Source organism: Microlunatus speluncae (assembly GCF_009299835.1).
Lineage (GTDB): Bacteria > Actinomycetota > Actinomycetes > Propionibacteriales > Propionibacteriaceae > Microlunatus > Microlunatus speluncae.
This window is the reverse complement of sequence record NZ_VKCZ01000003.1, coordinates 523,928-544,397: the sequence shown is the minus strand read 5'-3', so window position 1 is coordinate 544,397 and position 20,470 is coordinate 523,928. Positions and strand designations below refer to the sequence as shown.

Annotated in this window: 20 protein-coding genes; 5 read left to right on the top strand and 15 right to left on the bottom strand. The window is 71.1% G+C overall.

All coding sequences use genetic code 11. The features are described 5' to 3' along the window. Positions 1-18 precede the first annotated feature (18 nt). From FNH24_RS31910 to FNH24_RS05985, 3 genes are read left to right on the top strand one after another with little or no spacing between them, the layout of a single operon-like run. Positions 19-588: a PadR family transcriptional regulator gene (locus FNH24_RS31910; protein ID WP_152361210.1), complete on the top strand. Its 570-nt coding sequence runs from the start codon at positions 19-21 to the stop codon at positions 586-588. After that, positions 585-1,361 carry an ABC transporter ATP-binding protein gene (locus FNH24_RS05990; RefSeq protein WP_217428055.1) on the top strand — a complete coding sequence of 259 codons (777 nt, stop codon included), beginning with the start codon at positions 585-587 and terminating at the stop codon, positions 1,359-1,361. Before FNH24_RS31910 ends, FNH24_RS05990 begins: the two co-directional genes overlap by 4 nt. After that, a complete protein-coding gene (locus tag FNH24_RS05985) occupies positions 1,358-2,143 on the top strand; it encodes an ABC transporter permease (protein ID WP_152361208.1) in 786 nt (261 codons plus the stop codon). The genes FNH24_RS05990 and FNH24_RS05985 overlap by 4 nt, the downstream gene beginning before the upstream one ends. A 25-nt stretch (positions 2,144-2,168) precedes the next feature. On the opposite strand, the gene FNH24_RS05980 is transcribed toward FNH24_RS05985, so the two are convergent. Together FNH24_RS05980 and FNH24_RS05975 are read right to left on the bottom strand one after the other, a co-directional pair. Continuing rightward, positions 2,169-2,627: a pyridoxamine 5'-phosphate oxidase family protein gene (locus FNH24_RS05980; protein ID WP_161606018.1), complete on the bottom strand. Its 459-nt coding sequence runs from the start codon at positions 2,625-2,627 to the stop codon at positions 2,169-2,171. A 60-nt stretch (positions 2,628-2,687) separates the two neighbouring features. Beyond that, positions 2,688-4,028 (bottom strand): MFS transporter, encoded by a 1,341-nt coding sequence (locus FNH24_RS05975; RefSeq protein ID WP_217428054.1) that lies wholly within the window; start codon positions 4,026-4,028, stop codon positions 2,688-2,690. Positions 4,029-4,216: 188 nt separating this feature from the next. On the opposite strand from FNH24_RS05975, the gene FNH24_RS05970 reads away from it, so the two are divergent. After that, on the top strand, positions 4,217-4,597 hold the full coding sequence (locus FNH24_RS05970; protein WP_152361205.1) for a hypothetical protein: 381 nt from the start codon (positions 4,217-4,219) through the stop codon (positions 4,595-4,597). A gap of 17 nt (positions 4,598-4,614) precedes the next feature. On the opposite strand, the gene FNH24_RS05965 is transcribed toward FNH24_RS05970, so the two are convergent. The 12 genes from FNH24_RS05965 to FNH24_RS05910 all read right to left on the bottom strand — a co-directional run bounded on the left by FNH24_RS05965 (position 4,615) and on the right by FNH24_RS05910 (position 19,516). After that, the gene (locus FNH24_RS05965; protein ID WP_152361204.1) at positions 4,615-5,262 is read right to left on the bottom strand and encodes a dTMP kinase; all 648 of its coding nucleotides are present in this window, start codon (positions 5,260-5,262) and stop codon (positions 4,615-4,617) included. 19 nt (positions 5,263-5,281) lie between these two features. Further along, positions 5,282-6,841 carry an alpha/beta hydrolase gene (locus FNH24_RS05960; protein ID WP_161606017.1) on the bottom strand — a complete coding sequence of 520 codons (1,560 nt, stop codon included), beginning with the start codon at positions 6,839-6,841 and terminating at the stop codon, positions 5,282-5,284. A gap of 109 nt (positions 6,842-6,950) precedes the next feature. Beyond that, positions 6,951-8,048 carry a hypothetical protein gene (locus FNH24_RS05955; protein ID WP_152361202.1) on the bottom strand — a complete coding sequence of 366 codons (1,098 nt, stop codon included), beginning with the start codon at positions 8,046-8,048 and terminating at the stop codon, positions 6,951-6,953. A gap of 67 nt (positions 8,049-8,115) precedes the next feature. After that, on the bottom strand, positions 8,116-8,529 hold the full coding sequence (locus tag FNH24_RS05950; RefSeq protein WP_152361201.1) for a hypothetical protein: 414 nt from the start codon (positions 8,527-8,529) through the stop codon (positions 8,116-8,118). 4 nt (positions 8,530-8,533) lie between these two features. Further along, positions 8,534-9,007, bottom strand: coding sequence for a hypothetical protein (locus tag FNH24_RS05945; RefSeq protein ID WP_152361200.1), 474 nt, complete (start codon positions 9,005-9,007; stop codon positions 8,534-8,536). A 44-nt stretch (positions 9,008-9,051) separates the two neighbouring features. Further along, the gene (locus tag FNH24_RS05940; RefSeq protein ID WP_152361199.1) at positions 9,052-9,921 is read right to left on the bottom strand and encodes a PSP1 domain-containing protein; all 870 of its coding nucleotides are present in this window, start codon (positions 9,919-9,921) and stop codon (positions 9,052-9,054) included. Positions 9,922-10,300: 379 nt separating this feature from the next. Continuing rightward, complete coding sequence (locus FNH24_RS05935) at positions 10,301-11,485, bottom strand: DNA polymerase III subunit delta' (RefSeq protein WP_152361198.1); 1,185 nt, start codon at positions 11,483-11,485, stop codon at positions 10,301-10,303. Continuing rightward, positions 11,482-12,120, bottom strand: a complete 639-nt coding sequence (gene tmk, locus FNH24_RS05930) for a dTMP kinase (RefSeq protein ID WP_152361197.1) — start codon at positions 12,118-12,120, stop codon at positions 11,482-11,484. The genes FNH24_RS05935 and tmk overlap by 4 nt, the downstream gene beginning before the upstream one ends. Positions 12,121-12,151: 31 nt before the next feature. Beyond that, positions 12,152-13,603: a CYTH domain-containing protein gene (locus FNH24_RS05925; protein WP_152361196.1), complete on the bottom strand. Its 1,452-nt coding sequence runs from the start codon at positions 13,601-13,603 to the stop codon at positions 12,152-12,154. Positions 13,604-13,617: 14 nt separating this feature from the next. Next, positions 13,618-16,392, bottom strand: coding sequence for a type I DNA topoisomerase (gene topA, locus FNH24_RS05920; RefSeq protein ID WP_152361195.1), 2,775 nt, complete (start codon positions 16,390-16,392; stop codon positions 13,618-13,620). A 165-nt stretch (positions 16,393-16,557) separates the two neighbouring features. Then, positions 16,558-18,036, bottom strand: coding sequence for a DUF7059 domain-containing protein (locus FNH24_RS05915; protein ID WP_152361194.1), 1,479 nt, complete (start codon positions 18,034-18,036; stop codon positions 16,558-16,560). A gap of 7 nt (positions 18,037-18,043) precedes the next feature. Then, a complete protein-coding gene (locus FNH24_RS05910) occupies positions 18,044-19,516 on the bottom strand; it encodes an MFS transporter (protein ID WP_217428053.1) in 1,473 nt (490 codons plus the stop codon). Between the two features lie 61 nt (positions 19,517-19,577). Here FNH24_RS05910 and FNH24_RS05905 point away from each other — a divergent pair, with 61 nt between their 5' ends. Then, on the top strand, positions 19,578-20,087 hold the full coding sequence (locus FNH24_RS05905) for a winged helix-turn-helix transcriptional regulator (RefSeq protein ID WP_152361192.1): 510 nt from the start codon (positions 19,578-19,580) through the stop codon (positions 20,085-20,087). A gap of 9 nt (positions 20,088-20,096) precedes the next feature. On the opposite strand, the gene FNH24_RS05900 is transcribed toward FNH24_RS05905, so the two are convergent. Then, positions 20,097-20,420: a DUF2277 domain-containing protein gene (locus FNH24_RS05900; RefSeq protein ID WP_152361191.1), complete on the bottom strand. Its 324-nt coding sequence runs from the start codon at positions 20,418-20,420 to the stop codon at positions 20,097-20,099. Positions 20,421-20,470: the final 50 nt, after the last annotated feature.

Here is a 20,470-nt window from a genome sequence, read left to right as displayed (position 1 = left end):
TCGTATGAGACTAATCGCATGAGAGATGCCAATCCGGTCCGGTTGCTGATCCTCGGGCTGCTCGCGGAGGCGCCGTTGCACGGCCACCAGATCCGCCGCGCCGCCGATCTGAGCGGCATCGAGCACTGGGGCGAGGTCAAGGTCGGTGCGCTGTACGGCATGCTCCGTCGGCTCGAGGCCGAAGGACTGATCGAACCCGTACGGGTCGAGCAGGAAGGGCGGCGGCCGCAGCGCACCGTGTACGCGATCACCGAGGACGGGCAGCAAGAACTCGCCATCCATCGGGACCGGGCGCTGACCCAACCGATGTTGCATTCGACCACGGTTGAGGCGGCCATCAAATGGTCGGCCGGTCTGGACGAAGTCGCCCTGCGCGAACGACTGGATCGACGCCGATCCGCCCTTGTGGCGGCGCTGACGGAACTGGTCGCGAACCGAGAGCTACACCGCCGGGAAGATCACCTGTCCGCCGCCAGCCTCGCGGGCTACCGGCGCACCGAACTCCACCTCGAGGCGGAGCTGGCCTGGCAGGACGAACTGGACGAGATGCTGCCGGATATCGCGCGCGGATCCGGACCGACCTCGTGACCGACGTCATCACCGCGCGGAACCTGGCCAAGCGCTACGGCAAGGTCGAGGCCGTCGTCGACGTGTCGTTCTCGGTCGCCGAAGGGGAGGTGCTCTGCCTGCTCGGCCCGAACGGCGCGGGAAAATCCACCACCGTCCGCATCCTCGCCACCCTCACCCGAGCCGACGGTGGCACGGCGGTCGTCGCCGGTCAGGATGTGAGCCTGCAGCCGCGGGCCGTTCGCGCCGCGATCGGTTACGTCGCCCAGAACGCCGGCACGGACGGCTATCTGACCGGGCGGGAGAACCTGCTCGTTCAGGCCGCTGCCCACCGGCTGCGACGAGGCTCGGCGATCCGTCGCGCCACCGAGCTCCTCGACCTGGTCGGACTGGCCGGTGCCGCCGACCGGGTTGTGAACACCTACTCCGGCGGCATGCGGCGGCGGCTGGAGATCGCGATGGGCATCGTGCACGACCCCCGGGTGCTCTTCCTCGACGAGCCCACCACCGGGCTCGACCCCGAGGCAAGAGCGTCACTGTGGCGAGAACTCCGCCGGCTGCGGGCCGAGCAAGGTCTGACCATCCTGCTCACGACGCACTATCTGGACGAGGCCGACAGGTTGGCCGACCGGATCGTGATCATCGACCACGGCACCGTGATCGTTTCTGGACCACCGGCGACGCTCAAGGCGGAACTAGGGCCGACCGGCGGCCAGGACGGCCCAAATCTGGACGATGTCTACCGACACCACACGAGGACGCGGCTTACGCTCGGCGAAGAACTGGCCGGATGATCATGAGTCATCGCTGCGGACTCGGCGCCCAGCTTGTCCTGCTCGGCCGCAACTACCGGCTGCTGCGACGACAACCGATCCTGCTCCCGATCATGATCGCGCAACCGCTGGTGTGGCTGTTGCTCTACAGCCAGCTCTTCGCCGGGCTGCCGCGGCTCGGCGGCTTCGGCACCGACTCGTACCTGGCGTTCCTCGCTCCGGGCATCGCGATCATGACCGCCTTCTCCCACGGCGCCTGGGAAGGGCCGGGCCTGGTCCAGGACATCGAACGTGGTGCGATCGACCGATTCCTCGCCACCCCATTGCCGGCCAGTGCCTTCTTGATCTCTCGCGGGCTGCAGGCGGCGATCACCGGCACCCTTCAGGCCCTTGTCGTGGTCGTCGTGGCACTGATCTTCGGCGCTCGACTGGACAGCGGCCTCCCCGGGCTGCTGGTGATCTTGGCCGCGGCCGCCCTGGTCTGTGTCGCGTTCGCGGGATTCTCGCACGCGTTGGCCCTACTGTTTCGCCGACAGGAGACCATGATCGCGGTCGGCCAGCTCGCGGTGCTTCCGTTCATGTTCCTGTCCGCGACGCTCACCACGACGGCACAGATGCCGGATTGGATGCAGCGGGTGGCCGAGGCCAATCCGGTCAACTGGGCGGTGCAGGCGGCCCGGACGGCGATGCTCGGCGGCGATCCGACCACGATGATGATCAACCTGGCCGCGCTCGCCGCCCTCGCAGTCGCCACCGAGACGCTCGCGCTGGTCGCACTCCGGCGCTACCGGCGCAGCCTCTAGCGACGGGTTGTGCGATGGGGGGAGGTCAGGCGGGTTCGATCGGGAGGCGGCGGTCCGGGCCGCCGTCCTCGGCGAGCACCCACTGCTCGGTCATCGTGGCGCGGTAGAGGCGGAGCCGGGAGTCGCCGGTCACCCGGTCGATCCCCCAGGCATCGTGACCCGCGGCCACCGACTCGGCGGAGAAGATCGCGATCCCGGCTTCGACCTCGTCCGGCGGGACCTGCTGGGCGGTCGCGCTGGCGTAGTAGGCGCTGGCGCTGCCGACCGGGACCTGCGAGTTGAAGATCACCAGGGCGACGTCGGCGCGGGCCGCGATGTTTTCCGAATGCCGGGAGGTCGGGGCCGAAACCCAGTAGAAGTGTTCGCCGTCGCTGGCGTACCAGACCGGCGTCGCCCAGGGCCGGCCGTCCGCGTCCGCGGTGGACAGGACCAGGTAGCGGGTGCCGGCCAGCACCCGCTCCGCCATCCCTTGTGTCTCAGTCATGGGCCTCATCCAACCCGAGTCTCGCGGAGCCCGGGCGAAATCTGCCGGACAACGTTCGGGTCAGTGGTTGGAGCCGACCAGCTCCGGCTCCGCCGCGACCGGCTCGGCGGTGATCTCCGCGTCGCTCGTGTTCTCCGCGTCGGGGGTGTCCAGCGGGTGGGCGATCTCGTCCCGGGTCATCCGGGCCGCGAAGATCGCGACCGCGCCGATCAACAGCGGCGCCAGCCCGGCGATCAGGAAGACCACCGGCAGGCCGAGGGTCTGTCCGGCCGGACCGGCCAGCGCCATCGACACCGGCATGAAGGCCAGCGAGACGAAGAAGTCGAGGCTGGACACCCGGCCCAGCATGTTCGACGGCACCCGGCGCTGCAGCAGCGTTCCCCAGATCACCACGCCGGCGTTGAACGCCGCACCAACCAGGAAGGCCGCGATCACCATCACCCAGACCTGATCGGTCAGGCCGAAGGCGATCAGCGGCAGGCAGCCGCCGGCCCAGAGCAGGTTCATCACCGTCAGGTAGCGCCGCGGCAGCTTGATCGAGGCGATCACCAGCGAGCCGACCGCCCCGCCGATGCCGAACGCCGCCAGCACCAGCGCGTGCTGGGCCGGGCCGCCACCGGCGTTGTCCTTGATCGCGAACGGCACCAGGACCTCGAACGGACCCATCATCACGAAGATCAACAGCGAGGCGAACACCAGCGTGCCGAGCAGCCAGGGCGTCCGCACCATGTAGCGGAAACCTTCCCGGACGTCGCCCAGCAGCGAGGTCGCGGGGGCGGCCGGCTCGTCGGTGGCCGGCTCCGGCGGCGCCGCGGGCTTCGGCAGCCGCAGGATGAACAGTACGGCGACCGCGCCGGTCAGCGCCGTGACCGCGAGGGCGGCACCGGGCGAGGTCACGGCGATCAACGCACTGGCCAGGGCCGGACCGCCGGCCTGCATCAGCACCGGCCGGGTCATGCCCTCGAAGCCGTTCGCGGCCAGCAGCTGATCCTCCGGCAGCACGGTCGGCAGCAGGGCCGAGTACGCCGGGTAGTAGAGGCCGCCCATCACGCCGCCGACGAAGGCGACGGCCGCCAGATGCCAGAGCTCGATCATGCCGCTCAGCGCCAGCAACGCGACGATGCCGATGGTGACCGCCCGAGTCGCCTCGACCACCAGCAGGATCCGCCGCTGCGGCATCCGATCGGCCAGTGCCCCGCCCAGCAGAGTGGTCAGCAGCATGCCGACGGCCGCGGCTCCGGCGGCCAGCGAGAGGTCGGCCGCGCCGCCACCGATCGCGACGATCTGCCAGACCAGCGCCACCATCCAGACCCCGGAACCGACCAGGGACGAGACGAGCGCCGCCGCCAGCCAGCGGTAGGCCGGGGTGGTCAGCGGCCGGAGTGCCCTCGGGATCTTCATGATGTGCTCCTCATCGAATGTTCGGGTCCTTCTACTCATCAGTCGAAGCAGCCCGACGCAGATCGACAGCTCGCTGGATATTTCTCCGCGATTTCTGATCGCTCCGCGGGGATCGTGGTCACTTCGACCCCGTCTCCGCACCGAACTGACCACAGTGAAGGCGGCGCGGACCCGTACCATCGGCGACCGTGAGCAGCATTCGTGCCGGTCGGTTCGACCGCGACGTCGCCGTCTGCGTCGAGCTGTGGGTCGAGGCGGTCACCGCCCGCGACGGCGCCGTGCCGGACCCGGCCGCACTGGTCGCGCGGATGCGGGGGAAGTTCGAGCAGCCGACGGTGCGGTTCGCGGTCATTGACGCCGACCCCGCTCCCGGCGGCACGCAACGACCGGTCGCCGGGTTCGCCCTGACCGTCGTCCGGCCCGACCCGCTACCCGACCGGACCGGGACCGCACCGGCGTTCCTCGACCTGTTGGCGGTCGCCCCCGCTCAGGCCGGCCGTGGCCTCGGCCGCGCCCGCCCTCCGGCCGCCGCCCAAACGCGGCAGTTCCACTCAAACGCGGCAGTTTGAACTGCCGCGGACAGCTGTTACTGCCGCGTTTGAGGGCGGGCCGGCTGGTCGGGCCGCAGGTGCGGGCGGGCGGCGGCGAGGATGGCGGAGCGGACGGAGTCGGGGTCAGCGGTGCCGTCGATCACGGCGAAGGCAGCGGCCTCGGGCAGTGAGCGGTAGGCGCGGGCGAGGGAATCGAGCTCGGCGGCACTGTGCTCGCGCTCGCCCCGGTGCGCCAGGCGTCGCCGGGCCAGCTCGCCGGGGACGTCGATGAAGATCGTCCGGTCCGGGCCCGGCAGGTCGGCGAAGATGTCCCGGAGCAGGTCCTCGTTCTCGGCGCCGATCGCACGGGCCACCGCGTACTGGCAGAGCACGCCGCGGTCCGTGATCACCACGCGGCCGGCCTCGGCCAGGGCCTCCCGCAGCGGGGCGAGGCTGCTCCACTTGTGGACGGCAGCGATCAGCCGGGCCGTGTCCGGTCCGAGCAGGTCGACATGATCAGCAGCGCCCCGGCGCGCGGCGAGAGCGTTCAGCATCGCGCGGACCGGTGACAGGCTCACGCTGGGCACGAAGACGGCGTCCGTCCCATCGGCCCGCAACCGTTCGGTCAGCAGCCGGGCCTGGGTCGTCTTGCCGGACCCGTCGACCCCGGCGAAGGCCAGCCAGGTCGCGGCGGCGGGCGTCACCGCCGGGTCAGCGACGTGATCAACATTTTGCGCCGTCCTTCGGCGCCTTGTCCTTGGTCAGGTAGCCGATCACCAGTTCCCGGACGCAGGCGCTGCGCCGATAGGACAGGTGACCCTGGCCGCGGTAGGTGATCAACACGCCGGACTCCAGCTGGTCGGCCATGTCGACGGCATACTCGTACGGGGTCGCCGAGTCGCCGGTGTTGCCGATCACGATGATCGGCGGGGTCCCCTTGCCGGTGATCTTGTCCGGCCGCTTCCGCGCCTTGACCGGCCACAGCGGGCAGGTGTAGTCGAGGCCGATGTACGGGCCGATCACCGGGGCCATCCGGGCGTCGTCGGCGGCATCCTGCTTCGCGTCCGCAACGCCTTCGTCGGAGTTGTCCAGACAGCGCACTGCCGGGAAGCCGTAGTTCAGCTGACCGAAGTTTCCTTGATCATCGCGGACGTTGTACTGGTCGGCGAAATAGAGCAGACCCTGCCCGTTGTCCTCGGTGATCGCCAGCAGCAGGGCCTGGGCCAGCAACCGCCAGCCCTCCTCGTCGTCGTACAGCACCTGGATCACCGCGGTCACGCCCAGGGTCTGGGTGAGCACCCGGTCGCCGACCTCGAGCGGCCGGGAGTCCAGAGAATCCCAGAGATCGGTGATCGCGGACAGCACCTCCTGCTGGCTGTCGCCGAGCCGGCAGCTCTCTCGGACACACCAGTCGGCGAAGTCGGTCAGCGCCCGCTCGAAGCCCTGGGTCTGGCTGATCTCGTCATCGGGCGTCAGCGACACCGCGCCGTCCAGCACCAGCCGGCCGGCCCGGCCGGGGAAGAAGTGCGCGTAGTAGGCGCCGATCTCGGTGCCGTAGGAGGCGCCGAAGTAGTTGAGCTTGCGGTCCCCGACCAGGTGCCGCAGCAGATCAAGATCACGTACGGTCTCCTCGGTGGAGACGTGCTGCAACAGCGCGCCGGACTGCTGCAGGCAGGACTCGCCGAACCGGCGGTTGGACTCCTGCAGCGCCAGATCTTCCTGATCGCTGTCCGGCGACATGTCCAGCTCGGTGTAGGCGGCCAACTGTTCGCCGCCGAAGCAGGTCACCGGGGTCGACCGGGCGACGCCGCGCGGATCCCAGCCGACGATGTCGAAGGAGTCCAGCCCCGACTTCTCGAAGTAGCCGACGTAGTCGACCCCGGAAGCGCCGGGCCCGCCGGGATTGATGAACAGGCTGCCCTTGCTCGGCTGCAGCTTGGCCGGCCGCCGAGCCAGGCTGAGGGTGATCGCCATCTTGTCCGGCTGCTTGTAGTCCAGCGGCACCAGCACCGCCGCGCACTCCAGCGGGTCGTCCTGGTTGGTGCCGCACGGGGACCAGGCGAGCCGCTGCGCGCGATAACGATCAAGCCCCTTGCCCGGCGGCGGAGCCGCGAAGCCGCTCGGCCGGACCTGGGGCGGACTCTTGATCGGACGGCCGGTCTCCTGCAGCTCGGTCGGGCTCGCCGACGACGCCGGCGCGGAACTGCTCGGAGCCGGTGCGGGCCGCCGGGGGCCGATCGGAGCCACGGAGCACGAGCCGACCAGGCCGGCGATGATGATCATCGCGACCACTGCGGCTGCGCGCGGGCGCGGGCGCGACAAGATCGATCGTCCGCACCCCACCACCATGGACCGAGCCTACCGGCTGATCACGCCCGGCAGGGCCTCCGGGTCAGCCGCGATAGGCCGCGAAGGCCGCCTCGGCCACCCCGCCGACGGTCCAGAGCCGGGACCGGCCGGCCACGAGGCCGGTCAGCACGCCGGTCGCCTTCGCCGGCACCTTCGGCGGGTCGACGGGCACGAAGGCCTGCCGGCGGTGCTCGAGGACGTACGGCTTGAAGATCACGATCCCGTCGGGCTGCTCGATGAAGCGTTCGCCGACCGCCACGGCCCGGCCGTCCCAGATCGCCACGTCGTAGAGCTGGGCCGACTCCTCCGGCACCGCGACCGTGCTCCAGCTGCCGCCGTCGTAGTGCACGGCCAGCGGACGCTCACCGGACTGGCTGTGTTCGACCCCGACACCCCACAGGTCGTCCGGTCCGGCCGCGGTCAGCCCGGTCAGGATCTGCGACCCGTCGGCGGGGAACTCCTCGACCGGCGACCAGGACTTCCCGTTGAAGTGCACCAGCCCCGGATTCAGCGCCAGCCAGGCGTCGGTGGCGGACGACACCAGCAGCGCGTTGCCGTTGATCGACTGTTCCAGCCCGTCGAGCAGCGGCTGCCAACGGCCGTCGGCGTAGCGATACACGACACCGCGCTCGGCGCCGTCGATGTCGGCCCAGCCGGCCACCCAGACGGAGCCGTCCGGCGCGGCCACGACATTGCCGAACGCCCCGGTCGGCACCGGCGGCGGCTCGACCACCCGCCACCCGCGACCGTTCCAGCGCAGTGCCAGCGGCTGCGGCGCCTGCGGATCGGCGTAGTCGACGCCCACCGCCCAGACCTCGTCCCGCCCGGCGACGGCCACGCTCGACAACACCGAGTGGGTCCGGACCGGATTCGGCGTGGCGGCCCAGCGCCCGTTCTGCCAGCGCAGGGTCAGCGGCCGGGTGTCCTGGAATCCCTCCAGCAGGGTCACCCCGACCGCCCAGGTGCCGTGCCGGGTGCTGTCGACATCGTCCAGGAAGGTCTCGGCCAGGCCGACCGGGGAGCCGGTCCAGCCGCGGCCGGCGGCCGGGCCGAGCGCGGCCGCCCGGTCCGTCCCGGTGTGGATCGCCAGCCCGAGTCCGGCCAGTCCGGCCGTCGCCAACAGATCGCGTCGCTTCATCACGCAGAGGTCCCTTCGGTTCAGCTGAGGCTGCGGTGGGTCGACCGACCCACCCCCTTCCCTTACGGGCTCAGCCGCCGCCGGGTTGCAGCTGGCGCGAGATTCGCCGACCGAGCATCAGACAGCCGCCGGTGAGGACGGTGATCAGGATCGGCACGCCGGCGACCGCGGCCAGTTGGAGCGGCGGCTCCAGCTGGCAGTCCGGAGCATCGGATCGCCGGACCGTCATCGACCACGCCTCCTTTGACACGGTGTCGCCGCGGCGCAGGCAGGCGGCGGCGCTCGGATCGACCCGCAGGGTCCGCCGGTCGGTCCGGACGAAGATCGCGTCGTCGCGGCCCGGCTGATGCTCCTCGTGCACCGACACGTCCATGATCGTTTCGGCCGCGAAGGACTGCGGGACGATCGTCCGGGTGAAGGTGATCATGATGGCGGCACCCCAGAGCAGCGCCGCGATGATCGCCAGGGTCACCACCACCACCACCGGCCTAGAGGAGCCCGACAAGCCGCCCACCTCCGCCGAGGAATCCGAAGGCCAGGACCAGCCAGATGATCACCGCGAGCCCGCGGACGGGCCAGAGCGCGAACACGATCCCGGCCGTCAGCGCGCCCAGACTCTGGTTCGCGACGTCGACAAGATCGAATCCGCCGCCCGGAAACAGGACCAGCTCGCAGCCGACGCCGAGCAGGCAGGCGATCACGGTCAGCACCACGACCGACCACTCGCGTCGCCGCCGGCGGCCGAACCCGAGCACCGCGAGCAGCAGCATCGTGCCGCCGAGACCGGCCACGTAGTGCGCGGCGAAGTCGAACCGGTCGGAGAAATAGCGGTAGCCGAAGACGCCGACGACACCGGCCACCGTGATCGCCAGCACCGGGGTCAGCGCTCGGACCGCCGCCATCCCGGCCGCGCGCGGCCCGGCGGCGCTCTCGTTCCGCAGTGGCTGTTGAGCCTCAGTCACGTGTCACTTTCCGTCCGCAGGACCCGAGTCGTGCCGCGCACAATCTAGCGAGGTCCGGGCGGTTCCGGGGTCGGCGGGCGGCGTTCGGTGTACGCGGCGCGGGAGCCGCAGACCGAGGCCCGGTTGCAGCTCGTCACCCGGCCGGAGTCGGTCATCCGGACGACGACCGAGTCACTGGGCACCTGGTGCGCGATGACCACCCCGTCGCCGGCTTCGGTCGAGACCTCCGACCCGATCGCCGGCGCCTCCTTGGTGAAGCTGGCGTAGAGCGGGTGCTCGTACTTCAGGCAGCACATCAGTCGGCCGCAGGCGCCGGAGATCCGCAGCGGGTTCGCCGGCAGGTTCTGCAGCTTGGCCATCCGCAGGCTGACCGGCTCGAAGTCGGTCAGGAACGTGGCACAGCACAACTCCCGGCCGCAGCTGCCCAGTCCGCCGGTGATCCGGGCCGCGTCGCGAGCGCCGATCTGGCGCAGGTCGATCCGGGCCTGCAGGGAGCGGGCCAGATCCCCCACCAGGGCGCGGAAGTCGACCCGGCCCGGGGCGTGGAAATAGATCACGACCAACAGATCGACGCTGGCATCGCCGTCCACGAAGTCGACCCCGATCAGCTTCATCGGCAGGGCATGTTTCTTGATCAACTTCTTGGCCACGAGCCTGGCCTCGGCGCGCCGGCGGCGGTTGGCGGCGTCGCGTTCCAGGTGCTGGGCGGAGGCCAGACCCTGGCAGCGCGGCAGGTCGGCGAAGGCCAGTTCGGCGTCATCCACCCACTCCGGCGCCCAGACGCATTCGGCGACCTCGGCGCTGGTGTCGGTCGGCACCAGGACCTGATCACCGACCCGGTAGTCACGGTCGCCGGGGTCAAGATAGTAGAGCCGCCCGTAGCGGCGGAACGAGACAGCCATGACCCGCGCCATGGGCGTCAGCGTAAAGGTCGGGGAAGGCAAGGGGAAGGCCCGGCATGCGGGGGCGGCCGGGCCTTCCTGGGCCGGGTGGCTCGGGGGCGTCCACCCGTGGCACTCCGCAGAGCGCCGCTGGAAAGTAGCCCATCTACCCTAACTCGCAACTGATCCGGAAACGACAAAATGCCGCTCAGAATCTGAGCGGCATCACCGGATTGATGCAAAGCCGGCCGGAGAACCGGAAAGGGTTGCCGGAGAGAACGCTCGGGGGTTCGTGCCCTCCGGCAACCTGAGAAGAACAGTACTAGACCGCGACCGTCTTGCAAACTCAATCCACAGGATGGGACAGCTGTTTCTCGCGCAATTTCGGTCCGATTTCGGCGGTGGCGCCGAATCAGCCTCTGGCCAGGCCGATCAGGGTCGACTCGACGGCCAGCAGCGGCGCGACGTTGTTTTCCAGCGCCTCGCGGCAGGCCAGCAGGGCGTCGATCCGGTGCAGCGTGGACGCTGCCGTGGTCTTCCGCGCCAGCACCCCCAGCTGCGGCGCCAGCTCCGGATTGACCAGCTCGGCACCGGAGCCGGTCTGGATGCTCAGGGTGTCCCGGTAGAAGCCGGTCAGCTCGGTCAGCGCGCGGTCGATGGCGTCGCGCTGGAAGCGCTTCGCCCGGGCCTTCTGCTGGTCCTCCAGCTCCTTCATCGCGGCCTGGGCGTTGCGCGGTCGGGCCCCCTTGGTGCCGAACCCCAGCGCCTCGGACAGCTCGGCCTTCTCCTTCTGGTCCAGCTCGGCGGTCGAGGCGGCCGCCTCCTCGGCGGTGGCCTCGACCAGCTCGGCCGCGGCCTGCAGGCAGGAGCCGAGGTCGGTCAGCCGGCCGGGGATGGCGAGCACGGCCATCCGCCGCTCCCGCGCCGCGGGGTTGCGGGCCAGCGCGCGGGCCCGGCCGACGTGGCCCTGGGCCACCCGGGCCGCGTACTCGGCCAGCTCCGGCTCGACGCCGTCCCGGGCCTGCAGCAAGCGGGCCACGGCGGCGACGGTCGGGGTCTGCAGGGTGAGCAGCCGGCAGCGGGACCGGATGGTCGGCACCACGTCGTCCACGGTCGGCGCGCAGAGGATCCAGACCGTCTTCGGCGCCGGCTCCTCGATGCTCTTCAGCAGGGCGTCCGCGCCGCGCTCGGTGACCCGGTCCGCGTCCTCGACGACCAGCACCTGGCGGCGGCCCATGGTCGGGCTCATCGCGGCCCGCCGGACCAGTTCGCGGACCTCGTCGACGCCGATCGACAGCTGTTCGGTCCGGACCAGGGTGACATCGGGGTGCGCGCCGGAGCGTGAGGTGCGGCAGTCGGAGCACTCGCCGCAGCCGCCGCGCCGGCACTGCAACGCCGCGGCGAAGGCCCGGCCGACGTTGGACCGGCCCGACCCGGGTGGCCCGGTGACCAGCCAGGCGTGGGCCATCGCGTTCCGTTCGCCGGCGACGGCCCGACGCAGTACGACGACCGACCGCTCCTGGCCGATCAGCTCGCTCCAGACTCCGGGCAGCTCGGGGGCGGGGCCGGAGTCGACGGCGGGGCTGGCGGCGGTCATGGTGCCAGTGTGCCGGTCCGCGCCGACAGCAGCGCCGCGACCCGGTCGGCGACGCTCGCGGCGATGGCGGTCTCGGCGTCCCGGGCCGGCAGCACCAGGTAGCTCTCGGGTGCCTCGGCGGCCAGGTCGAGGAAGTGTTGTCGGGCCCGGTCGTGGAACGACTCACCGGCCGACTCGAGCTTGTCCTTGACCGCCTTGGTGCCGACCGCCCGGCGCGGGTCGAGATCGAGCAGCACGGTGAGGTCGGGCCGCAGCTCGGCGGTGGCCCAGCGGGCGATCCGGGCCACCTCGGCCAGGTCCAACGCCCGGCCCGCGCCCTGGTACGCCAGCATCGTGTCGACGTAGCGGTCGCAGATGACCACCGCTCCCCGGGCCAGCGCCGGCCGGACCACCTCGAACAGGTGCTGGGCCTTGTCGGCGGCGTAGAGCAGGGCTTCGGCCCGCGGATCCAGCTCGCCCGACGCATGGTCCAGCACCAGCCGACGGATCTCCCGCCCGGCCAGGGTGTCGCCCGGCTCGAAGGTCCGCACCACCTCATGATCACGCTCGGTCAGCCACCGGGCCAGCCGTCTGGCCTGGGTCGACTTGCCGACGCCGTCCCCGCCCTCGAACACGATGAACAGTCCCGCGGTCACGCCGTTCGCATCCTCTTCTTGATCAACATCGTCAGCTCAGCTTCTTGATCAACTTCGCCCAGCGCTGCAGGAACTCGGCCCGGTCGGCGGCCAGCTCGCCCAGCTGCCGCTCGTAGCTGCGACCGAGCTCGAACGCCTTGGCCTGGTCCGTGGCCACCGCCTGACCGCGGAGTTGCTCGGCCCGGCGGACCCGGTCCTCGACCACGGCGATGCCGTCCCGGGCCCGGTCCAGTCGCCGCCGTTCGGCCGACGACCCGTCCGGTCCGCCGATCTCGGCCAGCCGGAGCGCCCGGTGGTAGGCGGTGAGGCCCTGCGCCACCCGCTCCCAGTCCGCGTCACCGGAGTCGGCGGCCAGGCCGTCCGCGGCCGCCAGCGCCTCGGCCCGGGCGTCGTCGATCACCGTACCGATCACGTCGGTCGCCGGCAGCCGGCTCAGCTCGCCGATCTTGGGGGCCCGGATCCCGTTCACCAGTTGATCAAGGATGGTGAGGTAGCGCTCACCACGCAGCCGGACGCGCAACCCGGCCGGTCCGCCCGGCTCGATCACCCAGTCGAGCTCGTCGTCCAGGTCGGAGATCCAGTCGGTGTCCAGGACCCCCGACAGGGCCTCGATCTCGTCCCGGAGCCGGACCGCCTCGGCCACCAGATCGGCGACGAGCAACGAATCGGTCTTGTCGTCGTCGGTCCCGGACAGCCGGAGATCGGCCGCCACCAGCGCCCGCAGCCGGAGCGCGAGCCAGCGGGCGACGAAGGTCCCGAACGGCAGGTCGGCGACCGGTGGCTCGACCTCCGGGAAGTCGGTCAGCCCGGTCGCCGGCGCGCCGAGCCGGTGCACCAGCGGCGGGAAGTCCTCGACCGGGGTGCCCCCCGCGTCGGACAGCCGGTCGGTCAGCCAGGCCTGCTGCTCGTCGGTCAGGCCGGGGCCGGTCGGGGTCAGGGTGACCTCGCGGTAGCGGGCGATGGTCACGCCGCCGCGACGTACGGTCACCCGGTCGTCCCGCAGCACGCCGAGCGCCCGGCCCGCGGCGTCGCGGAACTCGAACTCACGGCGCTCGCAGTTCAGCGCGGCGACCGGCCCGAGCGGGGCCCGGCGCCGGAACGGCCGGATCAGCCCGGCCAGGCTCTCCGGCAGGTCGCCGGAGCCCATCGGTTCCGATCGCTCGGCCGGCAGCAGCGGGGCCCACCGAGGGGCCGCGAGATACCACTCGCCGCGTTCGCCGACCACCCGGTGGGCGAGCAGGACGCCGGAGCGGAGCAGCCGATGGTCCGGCGCGTCGAGCACCGTGACGTCCATCGAGTAGGCCGCGTGCCGACTGAGCCGGCCGACCAGGGCAGCCAACCCGAGCTCCGGATTGATCAGCCGCGGCGCCGCCGCCGGGAACGGCATCTCGAACCGGCGCGCGCCGTCGACGGGCGCCCCGGCGACGTCCGTCGGCGTGGGCTTCCGGGACCGCCCGCCGGAGGAAGACTTGCGTTTGGCCACGGCCGGCTCCCGGATCAGTGCCCGGAATCCGCGCCGGCCGTGACCTCGGTCGACCGGCCGTTGGTCGCGGACCCGGTCGCCTTCTTGGCCGGGGCCTTCTTCGCCGCCGCCTTCTTGGCCGTCGTCTTCTTGGCCGCGGTCTTCTTGGCCGCGGCCTTCTTCGCCGGTGCCTTCTTCGCGGCCCGCTTCTTCGGTGCCGGACCCTTGGCCCGCTTCTCCGCCAGCAGTTCGGCGGCGCGCTCCTTCGTGATCGTTTCCACGTCGTCGCCGCGGCGCAGCGTGGCGTTGAACTCGCCGTCGGTCACGTACGCCCCGAACCGGCCGTCCTTGATCACCATCGGCTTGCCGGACACCGGGTCGTCGCCCAGCTCCTTCAGCGGCGGCTTGGCCGCGGCCCGGCCGCGCTGCTTCGGCTGCGAGTAGATCTGCTCGGCCTGCTCGAGGGTGATCGAGAAGATCTGATCCTCCGTCTCCAGCGAGCGGGAGTCGGTGCCCTTCTTCAGGTACGGGCCGTAGCGGCCGTTCTGGGCCGTGATCTCGGTGCCCTCGGCGTCCTGGCCGACCACCCGGGGCAGGCTCATCAGCTGCAGCGCCTGCTCCAGCGTGACGTCCTCCACCGTCATCGACTTGAACAGGGAGCCGGTCCGCGGCTTGGCACTCTTGGGCGCGTCGTCACCCAGCACCTCGGTCACGTACGGGCCGAACCGGCCGTTGCGGGCCACCACCGGCGTGTGCGTCTCGGGGTCGAGGCCGAGCTCGCGCTCCTCGCCCATCGGCTTGCTGAGCAGCTCCTTGGCCAGCTCGACCGTCAGCTCGTCCGGCGGCAGCTCGTCGTCGACGTTGGCCCGCCGCTCCTCGTCGTCCTCGACATAGGTGCCATAGCGGCCGACCCGGACCACGATGCCGGAATCAAGATCACCGACCTGGAACGTGGACAACCGGCGGGCGTCGATCTCGCCCAGCTCGGTGACCAGCCGCTGCAGGCCTTCATGATCATCACCGGAGGCGCCGAAGTAGAAGTCGGTCAGCACGCCCAGCCGCTCGGCGTGGCCGCCGGCGATCTGGTCCAGCACCTGCTCCATGTCGGCGGTGAACTTGTAGTCGACCAGGTGCGGGAAGTGCTCCTCCAGCAGCCGGGTCACGGCGAACGCGAGCCAGGTCGGCACCAGCGCGGTGCCGCGCTTGAACACGTAGTCCCGGCTGGTGATCGTCCGGATGATCGACGCGTACGTCGACGGCCGGCCGATCTCCAACTCCTCCAGCTTGGCCACCAGCGACGGCTCGGTGTAGCGGGCCGGCGGCTTCGTCTCGTGACCCGAGGCGAGCACCTCCTCCGGCCGCAGCGACTGACCCTCGGTCAGATCCGGCAGCCGGGTCTGGGCGTCGTCGGACTGGCCGTCGGCACCCTCGTCGATCGACTCGACGTAGGCCTTGAGGAAGCCGTAGAAGGTGATCGTCCGGCCGGACGCGGTGAACGAGCAGTCGTCGCCGCTGGCCGGGTGGGCGTTGATCTTGACCGTGATCGTGTTGCCTTCGGCGTCGCGCATCTGCGAGGCGACGGTGCGCTTCCAGATCAGGTCGTAGAGCCGGAACTGATCACCGGTCAGCCCGGTCTGCGCCGGGGTCGAGAAGGTCTCGCCGGCCGGCCGGATCGCCTCGTGCGCCTCCTGCGCGTTCTTCACCTTGGAGGTGTAGACCCGCGCCTTCTCCGGCAGATACTGATCACCGAACAGCTGCCGGACCTGGGTCCGGGCGGCGTTGATCGCCGTGCTGGACAGGGTGACCGAGTCGGTTCGCATGTAGGTGATGTAGCCGCCCTCGTAGAGATCCTGGGCGACCGACATGGCCCGCTGCGCGGTGAAGCCGAGCTTGCGACCGGCCTCCTGCTGCATCGTGGTGGTCCGGAACGGCGCGTACGGCCGCCGGGTGTAGGGCTTGGACTCGACCCCGGTGACCGAGAACTCGGCCGTCCGCAGCGATGCGGCCAGCGCCTCGGCGGTGGTCTGATCGAGCTGGACCACCGGCTCGGAGCCCTTGCTGATCAAGGAACCGCGGGAGTCGAAGTCGCGGCCCTGGGCGACCCGGGCCGCGCCGACATGGGTCAGCCGCGCCGGGAACAGCGGCGGCTCGGCCTCCGCGCCGGCGTCCAGGGTGGCGTCCAGATCCCAGTAGGAGGCGCTGCGGAACGCGATCCGCTCCCGCTCCCGGTCGACCACCAGCCGGGTCGCGACCGACTGCACCCGGCCCGCCGACAGGCGCGGCATGACCTTCTTCCACAGCACCGGGGAGACCTCGTAGCCGTACAACCGGTCGAGGATCCGCCGGGTCTCCTGCGCGTCGACCAGATCGGTGTCCAGCTCGCGCGGGCTGGCCACGGCTTCGGCGATCGCGTGCGGGGTGATCTCGTGGAACACCATCCGCCGGGCCGGCACCTTCGGCTTCAGCTCCTGCAGCAGGTGCCAGGCGATCGCCTCGCCCTCCCGGTCACCGTCGGTGGCGAGCAGCAGTTCTTCGGCGCCGGCCAGGGCTTCCTTGAGCGACTTGATCGTGGCCCGCTTGTCCGGGCTCACCACATATAAAGGAGCGAACCCGTTGTCGACGTCGACGCCGGTCCGGGCCCACTTCTCGCCCTTGTACTTGGCCGGCACGTCGGCCGCGCCGGTCGGCAGATCCCGGACGTGGCCGCGGCTCGACTGCACGACATAGCCGTCACCGAGGAAGCTCGCGATCTTGGTCGCCTTCGTCGGCGACTCGACGATCACCAGGCGTCTGCCTGTTTTTCCAGCCACTGAGGTGTCAACTCCTTGAAGAAACGTGAGTACAGTCCGGCCCCGCCCCCTGGAAACCGCGCCCCGGACTCAGGCGCAACGAACCTGATGCTAATCGCCATGTCAACACGGTTCAGCCTCGGGAGCCCGAGTGAGACAACCCCCGAGGGCCCGGCCGCAACCGGTTCAGCGCAGGAAATCGTCCCGGATCAGGTCTCGCAGCCGCGGCATCAACTCGGCCCGCAGATCGATGGAATCGATCTCCAGCACGGTCGCGACGGCGTCGACGATCCGTCCCAACGGTAACTCGCCGTCGCACGCTCCGACGACACCGGCCAGGGCCGTGTCGGCCTCGACCGCCCGCCGGAAGCCCCGTTCCTGGCGCAGCACGATGTGCCGCGGATCGGCGCCGCCCGGGTCGGCCAGCGATTCCTCGCCGACGTCGGCGGCCACCACCCAGTGCCGACCGAGCAGCTCCGAATCAGGCAGCTCGCGGAGCGTGCCGACGTGATCCAGCCGGGTGGCGATCGCCGGTCCGATCGGCTGCTCGATCGGGTGCGGCCACTCCTCGACGGTCACCTCGGGGGTCGCGTCGGTGCGGCGCAGGGTGATCCAGCCCATCCCGATGCCGGTGATGTCCAGGGCGGCGAGGTAGTCGAGCCAGTCGGCGTACGCGCTCCGGTAGCCCGGCTTGCCGCTCTGCCCGGCGTCGGCCAGCCAGAGCTCCACGTACTCGCCCGGATCGAGCACCTCGCGCTGCACCACGTGGGCGTCGCAGCCGTCGACCCAGCCCGCCAGCCGGTCCGCCCAGGTCTCGCTGCCCACGGCCGGGTGGGCCCAGTTGGCCAGGATCTGGCAGATCCCGCCCTCGGTCAGGTGCGTCGGCGCGGCCCGGACCAGCTCCTCGACCAGGCCGTCGGCGGACCGGTCGCCCTCGCGATAGGTGAGCCGGCGGCCGGCCGTGGTGGGCGGTGCCATCACGTACGGCGGATTGCTGATGATCAGATCGAACCGCTCGCCGGCGACCGGCTGCAGCAGGTCACCGGGGCGGAGCTCGGCCTCGACGTCGTTGATCAACAACGTCAGCCGGGCCAGCTCGAGGGCGCGCGGGTTGAGGTCGGTGGCGATCACCTGATCGGCGTGGCCGTCCAGGTGCAGCGTCTGGACACCGCAGCCGGTGCCCAGGTCGAGGGCCCGGCCGATCGGACGGCGCACCGTGAGCTGGGCCAGCGTGGTCGAGGCGGACGAGACGCCGAGCACGTAGTCGGGCCGGATCGGGGTGATCACGGTGTCCATCCCCGGCGTCAGATCGGACACCACCCAGTACGGTCCCGCCTCGTCGGTCGCGTACGGACGAAGATCGAGCAGCGCCCGGACCGAGCCGTCGGCGGACCCGAGCAGACCGCTGTCGATCATGGTGTCGACCAGCCCGGGAAAGGCCGTGATCACCGCGCCTCGTTCCACCGGGAGTTGCAGCAGGAAGAGCGTGATCATGGTCGCCAGCGGGTCGTCCCGACCGGCCAGCGCCCGCTCGGCCGGCACCGTGCTGTTCCGCCCGAGGGCCCGATGGGCTTCGGTGCCGATGGCCGCGATCACGCCGTCGACGGTGTAGTCGGCGGCACCACAGGTCGCCCGGAGGTCGGCGCAGGCGGTCGCGGTCAGCACCCCCGCATCATCCCACTGTCCGGCCCGCGCGTGGCACCGCCGCCCGGAGTCGCCTCAGCTCCGCTCGATCCAAGATCAACACCGTCAGACCGCCGAGGGCGGACAGCACGGCGGTGACCGTCGCCGCCGCGGTCCAGCCGCCGGTGAGCTGATCACCGGACGGATCGGACGGCGCCGATCCGTGCAGCAGCAGGATTCCGGTGATCGTCACCCCGATCGCCGAGCCCAGATAACGGGCCGTGTTGTTCACGCCGGAGCCGAAGCCGCCGCGGCCGGCCGGCACGCTGGCCACCGCCTCGCGGCCGAGACCGGCGTTCAGCACCCCGCTGGCGATGCCGGCCAGGAACAGCCCCGGCGCGATGGTCGCGAAGCTGTGGGCCGGGATCATCAGCGCCTGGCCGGCGGCGACGCCGAGCAGGCCGATCGCCAGTTGGGTGCCGCCGCCGACCCGCTGCGCCAGCGGCCGGGCCAGCAGCGCGGTCAGCACACTGGTGCCCGACCACAGCGCCAGCGTGCCCGCCGCCGCCAGCGCGGTGAAGCCGAGACCGCTGATCAGGAACGTGATCGACACCGAGCAGAGCGCGATGATCCCGATCCCGGTGGTGAAGCCGGCCACCACCTGGCCGGTGAACCGCGGGCCGCGAAACAGCCGCGGATCGAGCATCGGCTGGGCCACCCGCAGCTCGATGATCACGAACACCACGAACAGCAGCGCGCCGCCGATGATCACCAGGATCGGTTGGTACGGCTGCGCGGCGAGCCGCAGCCAGACCAGCCCGGTCAGGCTCACCACCATCGCGGCGACGAAGATCACCCCGCCGACCAGATCGACCCGCTGCCGTTCCGGCACCCGGGATTCGGCCAGGCTGACCCAGGCCATGATCGCCGCCGCCACCGCGGCGACCCCGACCACCAGATAGGCCGACCACCAGGCTCCGATCAGGTGCGCGACCCCCGCCAGCAGCGGCCCCGCCGCGATGCCCGCGCCGAGCACGGCACCCCAGACGCCGGTCGCCGCCGCCCGCCGGGCCGGCTCCTGATGACCCGCGGCGATCAGGCCGAGGCTGGCCAGGGTGATCGCCGCGCCGCCGATTCCGGCCACGATCCGGCCGGCGATGAAGACCGGCGCGCTCGGCAGCAACGCCGCGAACGAGCCGAGCGCCAGCACCGCGCAGCCGATCAGGAACATCCGCCGCCGGCCGTAGTCGTCGGCCAACCGGCCGGCGATCAACAGCGCCGCGGCCAGGCCGACACTCATCGAGCTGAGGATCCAGGCACTCTCGGCCGGCCCGGCGCCGAGCACCGTGACGATCGTCGGCAGATCGGCCAGCGGCAGGGTGAAGGCGACCAGGGCCAGGAACGTCCCGACCGAGCTGACGGCGAGGATCGGCCCGGGCCGGGCGCCGGTCCGCCCGGTCGAGAACACTCCCCCGGGTGCCGGCTCGGCCAACGGGCCGACGGCTAGGTTAAGTCTGGTCACGAGACCAAACCCTAGGTGAACTTTGGTTCGGTGACAAGACCATAATGGTAGGCTCGCGACCATGGCACTGGGCAAGGACTACGCCGACCAGGACTGCGGCATCGCCCGCACGCTGGAGATCATCGGGGAGCGTTGGACCGCGCTGATCGTGCGCGACTGCCTCTACGGCGTGACCCGGTTCTCCGACCTGCAGGTCCACCTCGACATCTCCAAGGCGGTGCTCGCCGACCGGCTGGAGAGCCTGGTTGCGAACGGCGTGCTGGAGAAGCTCACCGGCGAGGGACACCCCGAATACGTGCTGACCCGGGCCGGCCGTGACCTGTGGCCGTTGATCAACGCGATGGCCCAGTGGGGCAATCGGCACGGCACCGGCGGCACCCGTACGCCCACCCGCGCGTTCCGGCACGCCGACTGCGGATCGTTGATCGACATCAACGGATTCTGCACGGCCTGCAAGATCATCCCCGAGGTCACCGAGATCATCTCGACCCCCGAGCGCGCTTCACGCCGCACCGACCCGGTCACCCAGCGACTCCGCGAGCCCCGCCGGCTGCTGGACCCGCTGCGCTAGCGCGCCAGCTCAGTGCGAGTGGGCGATGCCCAGCTCGTGCATCCGCTCGTGCTCCTCGCGCTCCTTGATCCGCTGCGCGATCCGCGCCTGGACCTCGGGGCGGCGCAGCGGCGGCACGCTCTTCGGCGGCTGACGACGATCAGGCAGCGAGTCGAGCAGCCGGACCACGATGTCGGAGATCTCCTGGGTGGCCTGTTCCACCGCCTCCCGGGTGGTATCGGTCACCTTCGTCACGCCCGTGACCTTGCGCACGAACTGCAGAGCGGCGGCGGTGATCTCTTCATCGGTGGCCGGCGGTTCGAGGCCGCGCAGCGTGGTGATGTTTCGGCACATACCCCGACCGTACGTGGTCGGCGGGCGTACGGCATCCGTTGCGCCGCCCG